General features: G+C 45.5%; 15 protein-coding genes and 5 tRNA genes. 5 read left to right on the top strand and 15 right to left on the bottom strand.

Annotated elements, in window-relative coordinates:
* Positions 1–3: 3 nt before the first annotated feature.
* Complete coding sequence (serB, locus tag F7R24_RS07215; RefSeq protein ID WP_151670569.1) at positions 4–1,221, top strand: phosphoserine phosphatase SerB; 1,218 nt, start codon at positions 4–6, stop codon at positions 1,219–1,221.
* A 44-nt stretch (positions 1,222–1,265) separates the two neighbouring features.
* Here serB and F7R24_RS07210 read toward each other — a convergent pair whose 3' ends face one another.
* The 12 genes from F7R24_RS07210 to F7R24_RS07155 all read right to left on the bottom strand — a co-directional run bounded on the left by F7R24_RS07210 (position 1,266) and on the right by F7R24_RS07155 (position 9,942).
* Positions 1,266–3,392 (bottom strand): EAL domain-containing protein, encoded by a 2,127-nt coding sequence (locus F7R24_RS07210; protein WP_151670568.1) that lies wholly within the window; start codon positions 3,390–3,392, stop codon positions 1,266–1,268.
* A 151-nt stretch (positions 3,393–3,543) separates the two neighbouring features.
* Positions 3,544–3,618, bottom strand: a tRNA-Gln gene (locus F7R24_RS07205).
* A 19-nt stretch (positions 3,619–3,637) separates the two neighbouring features.
* Positions 3,638–3,714: transfer RNA gene (locus tag F7R24_RS07200), tRNA-Met, on the bottom strand.
* Between the two features lie 7 nt (positions 3,715–3,721).
* Positions 3,722–3,796 (bottom strand) — tRNA-Gln (locus F7R24_RS07195).
* 19 nt (positions 3,797–3,815) lie between these two features.
* Positions 3,816–3,892: transfer RNA gene (locus F7R24_RS07190), tRNA-Met, on the bottom strand.
* Positions 3,893–3,988: 96 nt separating this feature from the next.
* A complete protein-coding gene (gene ychF / locus F7R24_RS07185; RefSeq protein WP_151670567.1) occupies positions 3,989–5,080 on the bottom strand; it encodes a redox-regulated ATPase YchF in 1,092 nt (363 codons plus the stop codon).
* 12 nt (positions 5,081–5,092) lie between these two features.
* On the bottom strand, positions 5,093–5,689 hold the full coding sequence (gene pth / locus F7R24_RS07180; RefSeq protein WP_151670566.1) for an aminoacyl-tRNA hydrolase: 597 nt from the start codon (positions 5,687–5,689) through the stop codon (positions 5,093–5,095).
* A 28-nt stretch (positions 5,690–5,717) separates the two neighbouring features.
* Positions 5,718–6,302: a 50S ribosomal protein L25/general stress protein Ctc gene (locus tag F7R24_RS07175; RefSeq protein WP_151670565.1), complete on the bottom strand. Its 585-nt coding sequence runs from the start codon at positions 6,300–6,302 to the stop codon at positions 5,718–5,720.
* Between the two features lie 164 nt (positions 6,303–6,466).
* Complete coding sequence (locus F7R24_RS07170; protein WP_151670646.1) at positions 6,467–7,408, bottom strand: ribose-phosphate pyrophosphokinase; 942 nt, start codon at positions 7,406–7,408, stop codon at positions 6,467–6,469.
* A 69-nt stretch (positions 7,409–7,477) separates the two neighbouring features.
* A tRNA-Gln gene (locus F7R24_RS07165) sits at positions 7,478–7,553 on the bottom strand.
* Between the two features lie 81 nt (positions 7,554–7,634).
* Positions 7,635–8,222 (bottom strand): lipoprotein insertase outer membrane protein LolB, encoded by a 588-nt coding sequence (gene lolB / locus F7R24_RS07160; protein WP_168926791.1) that lies wholly within the window; start codon positions 8,220–8,222, stop codon positions 7,635–7,637.
* 4 nt (positions 8,223–8,226) lie between these two features.
* Positions 8,227–9,942: a tetratricopeptide repeat protein gene (locus tag F7R24_RS07155; protein WP_151670563.1), complete on the bottom strand. Its 1,716-nt coding sequence runs from the start codon at positions 9,940–9,942 to the stop codon at positions 8,227–8,229.
* 206 nt (positions 9,943–10,148) lie between these two features.
* On the opposite strand from F7R24_RS07155, the gene hemA reads away from it, so the two are divergent.
* Genes hemA through F7R24_RS07135 form a run of 4 tightly spaced genes read left to right on the top strand, consistent with a single transcriptional unit; the run spans position 10,149 to position 14,121 of the window.
* Positions 10,149–11,426 carry a glutamyl-tRNA reductase gene (gene hemA, locus F7R24_RS07150; protein ID WP_151670562.1) on the top strand — a complete coding sequence of 426 codons (1,278 nt, stop codon included), beginning with the start codon at positions 10,149–10,151 and terminating at the stop codon, positions 11,424–11,426.
* A gap of 11 nt (positions 11,427–11,437) precedes the next feature.
* On the top strand, positions 11,438–12,526 hold the full coding sequence (gene prfA, locus F7R24_RS07145; RefSeq protein ID WP_151670561.1) for a peptide chain release factor 1: 1,089 nt from the start codon (positions 11,438–11,440) through the stop codon (positions 12,524–12,526).
* A complete protein-coding gene (prmC, locus tag F7R24_RS07140) occupies positions 12,516–13,349 on the top strand; it encodes a peptide chain release factor N(5)-glutamine methyltransferase (RefSeq protein WP_151670560.1) in 834 nt (277 codons plus the stop codon). The genes prfA and prmC overlap by 11 nt, the downstream gene beginning before the upstream one ends.
* Positions 13,336–14,121: a molybdopterin-synthase adenylyltransferase MoeB gene (locus F7R24_RS07135; protein WP_338087096.1), complete on the top strand. Its 786-nt coding sequence runs from the start codon at positions 13,336–13,338 to the stop codon at positions 14,119–14,121. The genes prmC and F7R24_RS07135 overlap by 14 nt, the downstream gene beginning before the upstream one ends.
* 7 nt (positions 14,122–14,128) lie before the next feature.
* Here the strand turns inward: F7R24_RS07135 and F7R24_RS07130 are convergent, their stop codons facing one another.
* The 3 genes from F7R24_RS07130 to F7R24_RS07120 all read right to left on the bottom strand — a co-directional run bounded on the left by F7R24_RS07130 (position 14,129) and on the right by F7R24_RS07120 (position 17,196).
* The gene (locus F7R24_RS07130) at positions 14,129–15,085 is read right to left on the bottom strand and encodes an AEC family transporter (RefSeq protein WP_151670559.1); all 957 of its coding nucleotides are present in this window, start codon (positions 15,083–15,085) and stop codon (positions 14,129–14,131) included.
* Between the two features lie 10 nt (positions 15,086–15,095).
* Positions 15,096–15,629, bottom strand: a complete 534-nt coding sequence (locus F7R24_RS07125) for a SixA phosphatase family protein (RefSeq protein WP_168926790.1) — start codon at positions 15,627–15,629, stop codon at positions 15,096–15,098.
* 106 nt (positions 15,630–15,735) lie between these two features.
* Positions 15,736–17,196 (bottom strand): sensor domain-containing diguanylate cyclase, encoded by a 1,461-nt coding sequence (locus F7R24_RS07120; protein ID WP_151670557.1) that lies wholly within the window; start codon positions 17,194–17,196, stop codon positions 15,736–15,738.
* Positions 17,197–17,282: the final 86 nt, after the last annotated feature.

Below are 17,282 nucleotides of genomic sequence, written 5' to 3'. Positions count from 1 at the left end.
TCCATGAACGAAATAATTCTGATGACACTCTCGGGTAAGGATCGCCCGGGAGTTACCGCGGGTATTACCGGAATTCTGGCAAATTTTAACGTCAATATTTTAGATATCGGTCAGGCTGTTATTCATAACACCCTGTCCTTAGGTATATTGATTCAAGTGCCCACGGAAGCCGGCGCTTCTAACTTATTGCGTGATTTACTGTTCAGAGCGCATGAATTAGATATGCATGTGCGTTTCGAGCCTGTCGATCCACGTGATTATGAGCAATGGGTTTCTGGGCAGGGTAAGTCTCGGCATATCATTACGTTGCTAGGTCGTCGTATTAGTGCACTGCATATCGCACGTGTTGCTGAAATTGCGGCTAGTCACGGTTTGAATATCGATAATATCAATCGTCTTTCGGGTCGAGTGTCTCTTGAAACACCCTCCAATACAGAAAAGACTAAAGCCTGCGTTGAATTCTCCGTTCGCGGTATTCCGGCAGATGCTTCAGCTTTAAGACAGGCATTTCTTCAAGCAGCTTCAGATTATGAAGTGGATATCGCTTTCCAGCATGATGATATCTTCAGACGCAATCGTCGTTTAGTTGTGTTCGATATGGATTCAACCTTGATTGAAGCAGAAGTGATTGATGAGCTAGCGAAAGAAGCGGGTGTCGGTGATCAAGTTGCCGAAATCACCGAAGCCGCGATGCGAGGTGAGCTGGATTTTAATGAAAGCTTCCGCAAGCGTGTGGCGCTGTTAAAAGGGTTGGATGTTTCCGCCTTGGATAAAATTGCAGCACGTTTGAAGTTAACTGAGGGTGCTGAAACCTTGGTATCTCAACTGAAAGCCTTAGGGTTCAAAACGGCTATTCTATCGGGCGGCTTTAACTACTTTGCCAAAGGCCTTCAGCAGCGACTGGGTTTTGATTATGTTTATGCGAATGAGCTGGACATCATTGATGGCAAAGTAACAGGTGAAGTAACAGGAGAGATCGTCAATGGTGAGCGTAAAGCTCAACTGTTGCGAGAGATTGCCGAGCGTGAGGGATTAAGGCTAGAACAAACGATTGCTGTTGGTGATGGGGCGAATGATCTGCCAATGCTTTCAATAGCCGGACTTGGTATTGCTTTTCGGGCCAAACCGCTTGTCAGAGAGAGCGCTAAACAGGCCATTTCAACATTAGGTTTGGATGGTATTCTCTACCTGATTGGATTTCGTGATCGTGACGGGATCTAACGTCTAATCATTTAAAGCAGAAGCCTAATCAGTATCAATGCTGATTAGGCTTCGCTAGTCGTTTCAAAGAAATCGTATTTCATATCCGCTTGAGGGGGCTGCAAATAGTGGCCCTGTACCATATTAATACCCATGCGGAAGAGTTGGCTCATTTGACGCGTATCCTCGACCATCGGTGCAATCAGCTGAATACCTTTCTCTTTTAACGGCTTGATAATTTCACCCATCTGCTTGGGCGTTAAGCTATTGCGATTCAATTCTTTTAAATAACTAACATCTAGTTTGACGTAATCAACCTTAGCATCCGCAAGAACATAATTAGATTCAGAGGTACTGCCAAAATGCTTTAGGCAGATGAGGCAGTGTAGTTTATGAAGTGCTTGGCAAAATGCTTTATAGTAGGCTGGTGATGCAAGCGCGTCCACTTCACTGATCTGGAAAACAAAGTGATCGGCAGGGAGGCGCAAACTTCTCAGTTGCTCTGCGAACCAAGGCAGTAAGGATTTATTGCGCAGTGTTCTTCCGGTTACGTTGACGAACAAACGTTGACGTTTACCTTGATCCAACGCTTGCCGCATTAACATCAGGCACTCTTCAAGCACCCACATGTCCATTCGGGCTAAGACGTTATCATCTGGAATACTGCTCATAAAAATAGTCGGTGAGACTTCTTTGTTATCATCCGTCAGCAGGCGAAGAAAGATCTCATAATTAGCGATCTTAATCTCTGTCTCTAGTGGAACAATGGGTTGGAAAAGTAGGCGGAAATGGTTATGCGTAATCGCATCGACAACACGTTGTACGGCTTTGGCATCATTACCAACCACCGGTTTGCTTTGATCCAACTGATGAAAGCTAAAGCCATTGCCTTGACGCTCATTAAAGTGAAGACTTTTGGCTGCTTTTTCTGCTTGTAATAGTGCCTCTGTACCCCGTGAGGTGCTCTCATTGATCATGGTAATACCGATCGAACAAGTGGTCTGCACGTGATAATCACCAACAGATAAATTCATTTCTGCGATGGCTAAGCATATCTCACGTGCAAGGGCTTTGGCTGTGTCTTGTTGTGGATCAGCAAGGAGAAGGGTGAATACACGATCATCAATATGAGCAAGGGAGTGAGCTTCGTTGACCAGGCCTTTTAATAATCGTCCAATACTGCCGACGAGAAGATCAACCCCTTCCTGACCTGTATTTTGATAGATGGTGTCAAAAGCATCTAGGGAAATGTAACACAGAAATCCATCATTACCACCTTTGCGAGCTAGCTCTAATCGTTGCTCAAGTTGTTTGGTAAAGCCCTTACTGTTTAATAAACCGCTAATAGGGTCAATTTCATTAAAGATTTCAGTATCGGTTAGCTGTTGAATGACGTCGATTTGTACAGCGTCTTTTTCGTTAAATACGGCTTGATGCAGGGTAAGCGTGGCATGGAAGCGTGTCGAGTCTGCACGCATCATATCAACCCCTATACTAGCGGTTCTTACTGTGCCAGAGTTAACATTGCTAATTTCTTGAAGAACTGAATCTCGATGATAAGATGTAACGATATGTTCTAAGTTAAGGCTGCTTAGGTCTTCAAGCACGGTATAGCCTAACAGTTCATGAAAGCGCTCATTGGCATAACAGATATGATTATTTTCAATAAAGCAGATTGCTGTCCGTGAATCATCAATTAATGCCGTAATTCGATGCTCAGCCTTTTCAAGTAGTGTCTCACAGTAACGCCAATGCCTACGCTGTTTTAGTGCTGCTAGGGCTTGATAGATATACATCACCGTTAATTTTTCACTACTAGCGGTACAGGCGACCTGAATGCCTTCTTCTAGCAGCATTAGATGGCTCTCTGAATCAGGCAGTGTTTCGCATATAAGAATTAATGGAATGTCTTTATTTAATTCTTTTACAACCTGAGCGGCCCTCTGAAAATCCAAATCTTGAGGTTGCATGGTGCTTAGTATGAATAATGACCAGCTTCGCTCTGCTAACGAAGCTTTTAGTTCATTTTCATTTGTGATGATTCTGCAACGTGGCGAAATATTCGCTGATGCCAGTGAAGCCTGTGTTTTTGCTGCAGCTTCACGTGTATAACCTAAAAATAGAATAGATACAGTCTCTATTTGTTCTCGGTTTCTGTTATCTGAGTTGGAGTTTGGTTCATCAGAATTCATAAGACAGCCACGTTTCAATTATAACCGCTCACAGACTATTGATTTTTTAGTTCGTAAAATAAATCAAGGGTCGCATAAATAAATATATTATCAGAAATGTGACGTTGAGAGAGGTTTTTGTTCGAATAAAATAACACATGAGATGGGAAGGTGGCAGGGGTAGGAGGATTCGAACCTCCGCATGACGGGATCAAAACCCGTTGCCTTACCGCTTGGCGATACCCCTAAATCGATTTTTTACTCGCTGGTGGCAATGGCGGGATTCGAACCTGCGACCCACGCATTATGAATGCGTTGCTCTAACCAACTGAGCTACATTGCCAAGCGAATGGCAGGGGTAGGAGGATTTGAACCTCCGCATGACGGGATCAAAACCCGTTGCCTTACCGCTTGGCTATACCCCTATAACCGAAACTTGAAAACTGGTGGCGATGGCGGGATTCGAACCTGCGACCCACGCATTATGAATGCGTTGCTCTAACCAACTGAGCTACATCGCCACGTGCTTTCAAGGCCGCAAATTATTCTCTTTTTGGCCTCGATTGTCAACAGCGTGACTGCAAAAAACACTGAATCTCTAAGCTTTTAGCCAACACTTAGACGTTGAAGCGGAAGTGAACCACATCGCCATCTTTGACAATGTATTCTTTGCCTTCTAAACGCCACTTTCCAGCTTCTTTAGCGCCTTGCTCCCCTTTGTAGGTGATGAAGTCGTCATAGCCAATCACTTCGGCGCGGATAAAGCCTTTTTCAAAATCGGTGTGAATCACGGCTGCAGCTTTTGGGGCCGTATCACCAATGCGGATTGTCCAAGCGCGGACTTCCTTAACACCTGCGGTGAAGTAGGTTTGTAGTCCTAGCAGGCTGTAACCAGCGCGTATCACACGATCAAGACCCGGCTCTTCCATTCCCATCTCTTGGAGGAACTCAAGCTTTTCATCATCATCCAGTTCAGCGATTTCTGACTCTAGCTTGTTACAGATAGCGACCACTTCTGCGCCTTCTGATTGGGCTAGTTCACGGACTTTATCGAGGTGTGGATTGTCTTCAAAACCATCTTCAGCCACGTTGGCAATGTACATGGTGGGCTTGGTGGTGAGAAGGTGAAAGCTTTCAATGAGTTTTAGTTCATCATCATTGAGCTTTACCGCGCGAGCAGGTAAGCCTTCGCTGAGGTGAGGCAGAAGCTTTTCTAATAGGGCTTTTGCTGCAACGGCATCTTTATCGCCGCCTTTAGCATTACGAGTAACCCGCTGTAGCTGTTTTTCAACCGAGTCTAAATCGGCTAAAGCCAGCTCTAGGTTGATGGTTTCAATATCTGTCAGAGGATCAATTTGATTCGCAACATGGATGACATTGTCATCTTCAAAGCAGCGAACCACGTGAGCGATCGCGTCAGTTTCGCGAATGTTGGCTAGAAACTTGTTACCAAGTCCTTCACCCTTAGAAGCGCCTGCAACTAGGCCAGCGATATCAACAAACTCCATCGTGGTCGGTACGACACGCTCGGGCTTTACAATTGCCTCCAGCGCTTTCAATCGCGGATCAGGCATAGGAACCACGCCTGCATTAGGCTCGATGGTGCAGAAAGGAAAGTTCTGTGCTTCAATGCCTGCTTTGGTTAAGGCGTTGAAAAGAGTCGATTTGCCGACGTTAGGCAGTCCGACGATGCCACATTTAAAACCCATGGTCTGTTCCTGTTATTTGGTTGAGCCTGAAAAGCTATGTAGTTGATTCATTGCACGCTGCCACTGACCTTCAATAGCCAAGGGTAGGTGGCGGATTGACTCATCAATCGCGGCTTGAGTGTTATCTCTTTCTTGTGTGGGTGCTTTGGTCAATACGAAGCCTGATACTTGGCTTGCATGTCCAGGGTGCCCGATACCGATGCGTAAACGATAGAATTCTTTGTTATTGCCTAATTGAGCAATAATATCTCGTAAACCGTTGTGGCCTCCATGGCCTCCACCTTTCTTTAATCGCGCAGTTCCCGGCTGTAAGTCCAGCTCATCATGAGCGACAAGAATATTCTCGGGTGCGATTTTGTAAAAATTAGCTAAGGCTGCTACTGACTTTCCACTCAGGTTCATAAACGTAGTGGGGATCAACAGGTGGATAGGTGTGCCTGCAATCTGCGTTTTGGCGTAGAGGCCATAAAAACGAGCTTCAGGTTTTAGAGGAGAGTTCTGGTGGGCAGCAAGCTGCTCCACCAGATGCGCACCGGCATTATGACGCGTTTCGTGATATTGGGGCCCTGGGTTGCCAAGGCCAACAATGAGTTGAATAGAGTCATTCATGCCGAGCACGATCAGTCATAAAGACTGATTATTTTTTAGCACCGCGTGGCGCGTAGCAGTAACCGATACCTTGGTCATGGTCTTCACCACGACGAAGAGCAACAATTTCAACACCTTCAGGCAGAACGATGTCTGAAAGGTGAGCAATTTGGCCCATTTCGATATTGGATAGATCCACATCTAGAGCTTCTGGCAATGCTTTTGGTAAGCATAGGATTTCTACAGTAGAAGCTTCAGGTGCGAATTTAGCGGCTGCTTTAGACGCTGCAGATTTTTCGAAGTTTACAAAGTTCAGAGGTACCTGAATCTTGATCTTCTGGTTGTCGTCAATGCGCTGGAAGTCAGCGTGAAGAACAACAGGTTTAGCAGGGTGACGCTGTAGATCTTTAATGATAACAGAGGTTTCTTTACCATCTAAGCTGATTGTCAGAATAGATGAATAGAAGCCATCTTCTAAAAGCATACGATAAAGATCTTTACCGACAACAGAGACAGCGACAGGTGTTTCGCTACCGTAAATGATGCCAGGTACCATGCCTTGACGACGCAGGCGGCGGCTCGCACCCTTCCCCTGATCTTCACGGCTTACAGCGTTGATTACGAACTTAGACATTGTGTATTACCCTATAAAATTAAAAAACTGCAACCTCCCGCGACCAGGATTTTGCAGTATTTGATTACCCTGTTTGTCAGGGAAAGTGCAAAATACTTAGTTATATAGCTATGTATTTCGCATTGTTCGATTGAGCGAATCTCAATCTACCTAGCGTGATATTCTTAGCGGAACATCGCGCTGATGGATTCTTCATTACATACGCGGCGAACCGCTTCAGCCAGCATGGGTGCAATCGTCAGTTGGCGAATTTTGGAGCACTTCTGTGCTGCTGGCGATAGCGGAATAGTGTCCGTTACCACCATCTCGTCAAGCATAGAGCCATTGATGTTGTCGATCGCAGGACCTGATAGCACAGGGTGCGTTACATAAGAGACAACACGAGCAGCGCCTTTGTCTTTTAGTGCTTGGGCTGCTTTACATAAAGTCCCAGCGGTATCGCACATATCATCAACGAGAATGCAGGTACGTCCAGCGACATCACCAATAATATTCATGACTTGTGATTCATTAGCTTTTTCGCGACGTTTGTCGATGATAGCTAGATCACAGTCAAGTTGTTTAGCAACTGCTCTGGCGCGAACCACACCGCCAACGTCAGGCGAAACAACGATCATGTCTTCGTATTTTTGATCTGTAATGTCATCTAATAGCACCGGAGAGCCATAGACGTTATCAACGGGGATATCAAAAAAACCTTGAATCTGGTCAGCATGTAAATCAACAGTCAATACACGGTCAACACCGGCACTGGTCATCATACTGGCAACGACTTTGGCACTGATCGGTACTCGCGTTGAACGAGGGCGACGATCTTGGCGTGCGTAGCCAAAATAGGGAACAACCGCTGTGATTCTCATAGCAGATGCACGACGCATGGCATCTGCAAATACGATCAATTCCATTAAGTTGTCATTGGTCGGAGCACAGGTTGACTGAATAATGAAAACGTCTTTACCGCGAACGTTTTCTTGTATTTCCACACTCACTTCACCATCACTAAAGCGACCTACGTCTGCTTTGCCCAGTGGGATATCTAAGCGTTCCACCACCTTAAGTGCCAGTTCCGGATTGGCATTGCCGGTGAAGATCATCATGCTGGACATGCGCTTTACCTTTTCGATTGCTGCTGAATGGGTTTCAAGTGCTGAAGGATTATCAGTCATCATAGTCTTTGGCTGGGGTAGTAGGACTCGAACCTACGCATGCTGGAATCAGAATCCAGTGCCTTACCAGCTTGGCGATACCCCAAACTCTCCTTTGGCATCGTTATAGCCTTAAAAGGAAGGCGCGTATTCTGTGCAAATTTAAGCCAAAAATCAACCCCTGAGGTCAGGGTGTTAACTCCCAGCGTCCTATTACTAAGTTTACTGTAATCTCATTATGCACCATCCTCATGCGAGAGGGTAGTCGATGGTTCGCACCGATCTCTTGAAAACGTAAAATATCAATATCCCAATCTGCTTGAGTAAAGCGGTAATTACTCTGTTCAGAAACCAGTGCATGGGGTAGCGATGGATCAGGTACGCCTCTAATCCACCATACCGCGTGGCGAATAGGTAAACTCCATCCAAGTATCGCCTGCATCAAAGCCTCTGGAGATCGAGCCGTGTAACGATCATCTTCACCAGCAACCTGAATTTCCGCTCGCCCTGGTCTTCCTGTCATGATCGCAACAGTTTGATTGAAAGGGCCGGCAGATAGGTGGATTTTGTAATCATCTTGCTGTTGCTCCCAGTTTAACCGAGCAGAATCTGAACGATCGGCTAAGGGTTGGGTAATGCTGATACGCGCATCGAGTGCCCAGTCTTCCAGTTCATAGACCCAAGCTTGTTCAACTCGATCGGGAGGTGGAAGCATTGGGCTGGTGCTACAGGCTGATAAAAGCAGCAATACCGCGACGATTAAGAGCGCTTTCACTGAATTACTCAATTTCAATTCTCTCAAGTGCATCTAGTAGGTGTCGATTATCGGGCATTCTGGAGAGGTAATCCTCTAACAGTGTTGTTGCATCATCATGTCGGCCGAGGTGATTTAATACTCGCACTAAGTGTGCAACCACCTCGGGATCTGGAAATAAATCGTAGGCACGTTGTAAGAAGAAAAGCGCTTCATCTGCTCTGTTTAACTTAAATAGAACCCAGCCCATAGAATCCAGTGTGGCAGCATCGTTAGGTTGTTGTTCAAGAGCTCTAGAGATCAATGAATGTGCTGTTTCATAATCATCGGTGTGGACGGTCATGGTGTATCCCAGTGCATTCAAAAACACTGGGTTATCTGGATCAAGTTCCAGTACACGTCGAAGGTCGCTTAGTGTTTTTTCAGGTTGTTCTGGTTCATGGAAGAGCGCACGCGTATAAAGAAGGCGAGTATCGGTGGGTGATTTGTTAATTTCATTAGTTAAGCGTTCAAGCGCCAAGGGTTTTAAGTCATGAGTTTTGTACCATTCTGCCAACACAATAACCAAGCCAGTTCTGAGTCCAGGTTGAAGTGTGATGGCCTTGTTAATAGTATTCTCGACACGAGCTTGGTATGCCGGATCATTGAAAAGCTCCAGCATGCGTGCTCGTGCTTGTAAAAAGGTATTACCTTGCTCGACGGCACTGTAATAGGAGAGCGCTAGCTCTCTATCACCGCGCTGTTGGGCTAAATGGCCCAAGTAAAAGTCTACTTCAGGGTTGTCAGGTGATTTTAATTTTAACGATTCCAGAAGATCGCGACTGGATTCGTATTGCTGATGATCAAGTAACAAGAGTGCAAAGTATAGGTGAAGTTGCGTATCACGATGACGTTCTTCTAATAAAGAGGTCATGAGTTGTTCCGCTCTCTGAAATTGACCAGATAGCATCAACAATTGTGCTTGTTGAATTTGCAGTTGATTGCTTTCTGGATGGCGCAACGCTGCACGATTAATCAATTGTAGTGCAGGCGTGATCTCATCGCGTTGACGTAAAAGCTCTACTTTTTGCATCACCAGTTGTGGTTGATAAGGTTCAATCATTAAACCTCTGTCAAAAGCGCGCATGGCAGCATCTTCTTCACCAATGCGAATAAATAGAAGGCCAGTGGCTAGATGCAGATCGGTTCGTTGCGGTTGCTCAACAAGAATTGTCTCAATCAGTTCCAAATATTGACTGGCAGTGGTTGGATCAATGGTCTCTGCTTGAGAACTGATTAGTAAAGCAGCGTCAGATTCTGCATCGATTAACAGTGTTTCTAGCCAAGGTAATGCTTCATTGAACCGACCCTCATGTAACAGAATACCTGCCAGAAGTTCCCGTGGCTCTTGTGAATGAGGTGCTGCATCTGCCCAGAGTTTTGCGCTAGTGATAACGGCTTTGCTGTTACGCATGAACTGAGCGATACGTGTGGCCCGTTCTGCAACGGCAGCATCCTGAGTGTTGCGTGCCTGATTGAGATACAAGCTTAAGGCATCATCATATAAGCCTATGTGTCCCGACATCTCTGCCGTGATCAGGTCAACTAGAATTTCTCTATTTAGCTGTCCTTGTTCATACTTGACCTCTGGAAGCGGAGTGTCAAGAACGTCAAAAGGCTGCGTTTCGGTGGTGTCATGAGTTAAACCTGAGCATCCACTGATCAGTAGAGTCAGTAAAAGAACCCATAGCAGTTTATTCATTAAATTACATCCTTTAGCAATCGCAAGGCTAATGCACTATAGAGGAAATCTGGGCAGTTTGTCGATTGTACGCCTTAAAATCATTACGTATAACAGAACTTGATGGTTTAGTTTACGCCCATCCTATTAAGGTGGCTTAATCCCTGCGCCGTTAAGGTGTATGATAAGCGGCTTATTTCGTGTAGTCGGGTTGCTGATTCTTTTATATGACATTGTTGGCATTAGGTATCAATCATAAAACGGCACCTGTTGAGGTGCGTGAGCGTGTAGCATTTGCTCCAGAGAATCTCGCTCAGGCGATGCATAATGCCTGTCATGCGGCAGGTTTAAAAGAGGTCGCTATCCTATCAACCTGTAACCGCACAGAAGTATACGGTTGCGGTTCATCGCCTAGTTTAGAAAAGTTGCTCGCTTGGCTAGCTCATTACCACGATCTGGATATCAATCGTCTGCAAGATTGTAGTTACCAATACGAAGATGATAAAGCGGTTCGTCATATGATGCGGGTAGCATCAGGACTGGACTCTCTGGTATTGGGTGAGCCGCAAATTCTAGGGCAGCTAAAGTCTGCTTACAGCGTTGCACAAGAAGAAGGTCTGATAGGTGCTGAATTAGGTCGTCTTTTTAGGCATGCCTTTAATGTCGCTAAGCAAGTCAGAACACATACCGCCATAGGACAAAATCCCGTATCCGTGGCATACGCTGCTGTGAGTATGGCACAGCATATTTTTGCGGATTTAAATGAGTCTCGGGCACTGTTGATCGGTGCGGGAGAAACGATTGAACTGGTTGCGCGACACTTGTATCGTGCCGGTGTTCGTCAATTAACGGTGGCTAACCGTACATTGGGTCGTGCTTTAGACTTGGCAGCATTGTTTGATGCCAAAGCTATCGCATTGGGAGATATTCCTGATGTGTTGCCCGATGTTGATATCATTATTTCATCGACAGCCAGTCAATTACCTATTTTAGGCAAAGGTGCGGTTGAAACCGCTTTGAAGAAACGCCGTCATAAACCTTTCTTTATGGTAGATATCGCGGTTCCTCGCGATATTGAGCCACAAGTGGGTCAGCTCGACGATGTTTACCTGTATACCGTAGATGACCTTAAAGAGGTGATTGAGGAAAATCAGCGGGGGCGTGAAAGTGCCGCTCGTGAAGCAGAGCAGATTATTGAGGTTGGCGCTAACGAGTTTATGCGCCAATTGCGTGAGCTGGATGTGGTAGACACTGTCACCTCACTCAGAGAGCAGGCTCATAGTGTTTGTGAAGAGGCATTAGAAAAAGCTCAGAAACAACTGCTTGCGGGTAAAGCTCCAGAGCAAGTGATTGAAGTGCTGGCACGTGGTTTGACCAATAAATTATTGCATCAACCCACGGTGAAGCTGCGCGAGGCCTCAGCTGAAGGGCGTGATGATCTTCAGCAATTAGTCATAGAATTATTTCAACTTCCGGGTGCCGACAAAGCGGACCGACAGGACTGAGAACCAAATAAATGAAAGCTTCCATACGTAACCGACTTGAAACGCTTGCTGATCGTTTTGAGGAACTGTCTGCCTTATTAAGTGATGCTGGCGTCATCAGTGATCAAAAGAGTTTTCGTCGTTACTCCGTTGAGTATTCTGAGTTGGAACCGGTTGTAGAACATTATCGTGATTGGTGCCAAGCCCTTGCTGATATCGACGAAGCCCAGCTGATGTCTAAAGATAGCGATCCTGATATGCGCGCTATGGCAGAGGAAGAGATCGTTGCAGCAACCGAGCGACGTGATGCACTGGAGAAGTCATTGCAGCTGTTGTTGCTGCCTAAAGATCCCAATGATGATCGAAATGTGTTTCTTGAAGTGCGTGCAGGAACAGGCGGTGATGAAGCGGCTATTTTTGCCGGTGATCTATTCAAAATGTATTCCCGTTATGCCGAGTTACAAGGTTGGCGTGTTGAGTTAATCAGTGCCAGCGAAGGAGAGCATGGCGGCTTCAAAGAGGTGATCAGTCGTATCTCAGGTCAGCAAGTTTACGCTCATCTGAAATTCGAGTCGGGCGCGCACCGTGTTCAGCGTGTACCTGAAACGGAATCTCAAGGTCGAATTCATACCTCTGCCTGTACGGTTGCGGTGATGCCAGAAATGGATGAAGCAGCTGCGATAGATATCAACAAAGCCGATCTGAAAGTGGATACCTTTAGATCCTCAGGTGCGGGCGGTCAGCACGTTAACACCACTGATTCAGCGATCCGAATTACCCATCTTCCAACAGGCGTGGTTGTGGAGTGTCAAGAAGAGCGCTCACAGCATAAAAACCGAGCCAAAGCGATGGCACTTCTGGTATCACGCATACAGCAGGCTGAAACAGAAAGGCTTCAGGCATCTCAAGCATCGACACGCAAAAGCCTGGTTGGCAGTGGCGACAGGTCGGAACGCATTCGCACTTACAACTATCCTCAAGGGCGCGTCACTGATCATCGCATCAACTTAACACTCTACAAGCTTAATGAAGTGATGAATGGCGATTTGGCATCCGTGATTGAACCGCTGCGTAATGAACATCAGGCGGAGCAGTTAGGTGCATTGAGCAATGAGGATTGAACAGGCGCTGACGTTATCGCAAAGCCTTGAAACCTTGAGTGACTCTGCGCGTGTAGATGTCGAATTGTTGTTATGTCATGTGTTAGGCAAATCCCGCAGCTATTTGTATACCTGGCCTGAAGTCGAGTTGTCAGAGCAGCAGGTTTCGCTTTTTCAGCAGTTGTTAACACGTCGTCAAACCGGTGAGCCGATCGCTCATCTCACAGGAACACGGGGGTTTTGGACGCTAGAGCTTAATGTTAGCAAAGAGACCTTGATCCCTCGTCCTGAAACCGAAATGTTGGTTGAGTGGGTGCTTCAGCAGTTTCCTAAACAAGAATTTCGCATGGCTGATTTAGGTACAGGTACCGGCGCCATTGCACTCGCGCTTGCCAGCGAACGGCCTTCGTGGCTGATTGAAGCGACTGATCTTATGCCCGGTGCTGTTGAATTGGCTAAGCGAAATGCCCAGCAGTTAGGTTTGCAGCAAGTAAAAATATTGCAGGGTAGTTGGTGTGAGCCTTTAACAGGTCAGTATGATCTGCTGATCAGCAATCCTCCTTATATAGATCCCAAGCATCCCTGTTTACAGGAAGGTGATCTTCGCTATGAACCCTTAACGGCACTGATTGCAGAGCAACAAGGGCTTGAGGATATTTTGACTATTATCGATCAATCAAAAGCCCATTTGAAAGAAGAGGGATGGCTGGTGTTCGAGCATGGTTATGATCAAGGACAGGCTGTTAGAGAAGCGCTGCAACAGTCGGGCTTCTATCAATGTTTTACTCAGCAAGACTTAAATGGGCATGATCGTATGACCGGAGGCTGTTATGGCACACAATAATCATCTTGATGAAATGCCGTTGCTGAGTGATGAGCAGCTGCTTAGGTACAGTCGACATATTATGTTGCCTGATATCGAGATTGATGGTCAGCAGCGCTTACTCAACAGTCGTGTTTTGATTCTGGGTTTAGGTGGATTGGGTAGCCCGGTTAGTCTTTATCTGGCATCTGCAGGTGTTGGTGAATTATGGTTGGTAGATGATGATGTCGTCGACCTATCCAATCTTCAGCGTCAAATTGTGCATGCTCAAGCGCGTATTGGGCAAAGTAAAGTAGCCTCTGCCGCTCAAGCCTTGCAGGCGATCAATCCTGATGTAAAGTTGAAGCAAATAGAACAGCGAGTAGATGCAGACACATTGGCTGCGTTGGTGAGTCAAGTGGATCTGGTGCTCGATTGCACCGATAACTTCACTACCCGATTTGCCCTGAATAAAGCCTGTTTTCAATCAGGTGTTCCTTTGGTATCTGGGGCGGCGATTCGGTTTGATGGACAAGTGAGTGTGTTTGATCCGCGAGATTCACAATCACCCTGTTATCAATGCCTGTATCCTGAAGGTGATGATGCTGCACTGACCTGTGCAGAATCGGGTGTATTAGCGCCATTGGTAGGTGTTATCGGTTCGATACAAGCGATGGAAGCGATTAAGTTGTTGGCGCATGCAGGGAAATCCCTGACAGGGCGCTTACTCCTCCTGGATGGACGTCGAATGGAATGGCGTGAAATGCGCCTTGTTAAAGATCCCGAATGTAACGTATGTTCATCTCGATCCTGAGTCAGCTTCACACCCATCCGAGTAGCGTTGCAGAATAGATCGCTAAACTAATCGTAACCACTGAACCTAAAGTTGTGGTTAAGATAATATTGGCAGTCAGTTCGGCATTAGCACCCATGGCTTTCGCCATCACAAAGCTTGCTGCTGCAGTAGGGCAAGCGAATAAGATCATCATCACGGTTAAATCCTGCCCTCTAAATCCAGCTATCCAAGCCCCCAGTGTTAAAAAGATGGGTAAGAAAACTAATTTAGTGCTGGTCGCCCAAAAGGCTTGCGTCGAGCTATCACGCAAGCTCTTCATGTTTAAGGTACCTCCAATCGCTAAGAGTGCTAATGGAAGGGTTAGATTGGCAAAGTAGCGACCTGTTGTGGAGATAACATCTGGCAGTTTAACGCCGAAGTAGGATATGGGTAAGGCAAACACCACCGCTAAAATCAACGGATTCTTAACCACTTCAATGAGAGTGGAAAATACACTGACAGACTGACTTTTTCGAAAGGGTAGCGTCAAACATAATATAGCCAGTACGTTATACATAGGGATGATTAGGGCTAAGAGCAATGATGCTTGAGCTAAGCCAGATTGTCCGAAGAGGTTAAAGCTAACCGCTAGGCCAATAATGCCGTAATTACTGCGGAAGCTTCCTTGAATAAACGCACCTAGGTCCGCTGGATCTTTGATCCATCGTGCGGCTAAAAACCAAATCACCACATAGGTCGCCAAGGTACCGATCACCACATAGGTCAGCTGTCCTGGGTTAAATACCGCATGAAAATCCATCTGCGCTATCGACATAAAGACCAATGCAGGTAACGTGACAGTGAAGACTAATTTCGAGCTGACACTGACAAATCCCGCATCAATGACGTTTAGGCGTCTAAGCAGGTAGCCTAAAAAAACAATAAAGAAAATGGGTATAACAATACTGGCGGTAAAGCCTAAGGCTTCTAAATAGAGTTCCACAGGTTAGTTCTCAGTCATCTGGGTGAGTGTCATTGAAAGGGTGTTGTGAATGCAGCTTTGGATAATCCAGTCGAATACAGTGAGCACAACCTCGATGCAGGTCACTCCATTTCTCTATATTCAAGCCTAAATGAAGTACGGCACTGGTTGGGAAATGTGGCACAGAGGATCTGTTCTCTAGTAAATAATTACCTAAATCTTGTAATCCTGGGTTGTGCCCAACCAGCATGAGATGGTTTGTCTGATCGGTTACTTGCTGAATGACTTGCAATAGTGTTTCGGCGCTGGATTCATAAATCTCTTCTCGATCTTGGCAGTTCGGTAAAGGGATGGCTAAACGCTCGATAATTCTTGCTGCGGTTAAGCGCGTTCGGGTAGCGGGGCTATAAATCAGTTGGTCAGGAAAAAGTTGATACTGAATCAGTCGCTCGCAGAGCAAGGGCAGGTCTTGCTTACCACGTTTATTCAGTGGTCTATCGAAGTCTTTTAATCCATCATGTTTCCAACTGGATTTTGCATGACGAACTAGGGTTAGATATTTCACAGCAATTTTTACCTTTTAATTAGGAAAATAAGGAAAGGTTCAAACCTGCTAACTTAAGAGGATTGCCATCCTTTCCATAGTGAAAAAAACAGTTAAATATGAGCGTTTATGAGCATACCACTCGATTACGACCTGCAGATTTAGCAGCATATAATGCTTTATCCGCTTCGCGATAAGCGGTATCAATTGGATTATCTTTGGAGATATCTAATAGCGAAACGCCAATGCTAATGGTCACTCTAACTTCGTTTGGAAGACAAGGTAAAGCAAGTTCGCTGACTGCAACACGAAGCTGTTCAGCTCGTTGTGTGGCAGTTTTTAATGACGCACCAGACAGCAGAATCATGAACTCTTCTCCACCAAATCGAGAAGCGATATCTCCTTCTCGAGTGTTTTGTTTTAGAGTTAGCGCAACGTATCTAAGCACCTCATCCCCGATCGGATGTCCGTATGAATCGTTAACTTTTTTGAAATTGTCAATGTCAATTAGCAAGATTGCAGAAGTGCCTTTTACCTGACGTAATCTAATCAGCTCTTGTTCAATAAATCGAGAGAAGTGTAAGCGATTAAATAAACCTGTCAGTGAATCAGTACCTGCTTGATATTCAAGTTGAAGAGTATTCTTATCTACTTGGCGACGCGCAAGGGTAATAGAAGTAAATATCACTAGAAACAGGAACATCCCCAGAGATCCGCTGAGCATTGCACTGCTTTTAAAGCTGTCATTGACTCGAGACTGAACGGACTCAGCAGTTTTCTCCACCACTAGCCAAGTGTTCCAAGGTTCCATAAAACGCACCCAGAGCATCGCACCTTGATCGTCCTTATTAGCGATAGTATCACCAGAGATATTTTGATTTTTTGGAAGAGAGTTGAATTCTATATTCCATAGATCATTGAAACTGCGTTGCTCTGCCAATAGTTGCCGATCTTTAGCATAGACCAGTTGACCATCTACACGAGCCAAAAACACATTAAAGCCTTCAAGACGGTTATAAGCTAAAAGCATGTTACTGAAATCTTCGGTATCGACTCCTACTCCGGCTAAACCCAGAAATTCACCGTTATCATCAAAAAGAGGTGCGTTGACCCAAATGTGTAACTTGTCTTCTTGAGCGTAATACCATGTATCAATATTGGTAGCTCGCAGAGTGTCGCGATAAAGATAATACCAACCATCTCTGGAAACATTATTGGGGTCAAGCTTTACAACTCGCCGATCATTTGAGTAGTAAGTCTCTGATCGGTCACTGACCATGCTGGCATCCGCCAAACGAAATCGCAGGCTAATGTCACCTAAGAATTGACGTAACGAGTCAATGTCCTCTTCGCCAGCTAGAATCCAGTTACGAATAAAATCATCACGTAGGAGTTCATCACTAATTCGGAGATATTCGCCAGCCGTTCTATCAAGACTTGCCGCTAAAGCCATACCTATTGAGGGTAATTCGTAATGTTGAACAAAATGTTTAATTCTGCGACTGTCTTGCCAAGCATAAAAGCTGGTCATTACGACGAATGCCAGAAATACCACCAAGCTTAGCAAATGGAACAGGCGATCTTTCATTAAACAGAGCCTAACAATAATTCATTAATGAGATTCACATACTCTATTAAGCATAGCTTAGTCAGAGCATTTGTTTGAGTGGTCTA

This window comes from Nitrincola schmidtii (assembly GCF_008973715.1).
Classification (GTDB): Bacteria; Pseudomonadota; Gammaproteobacteria; order Pseudomonadales; family Balneatricaceae; genus Nitrincola; species Nitrincola schmidtii.
The sequence above is the reverse complement of the archived record's forward strand: the minus strand, read 5'-3'. Positions and strand labels throughout refer to the sequence as shown.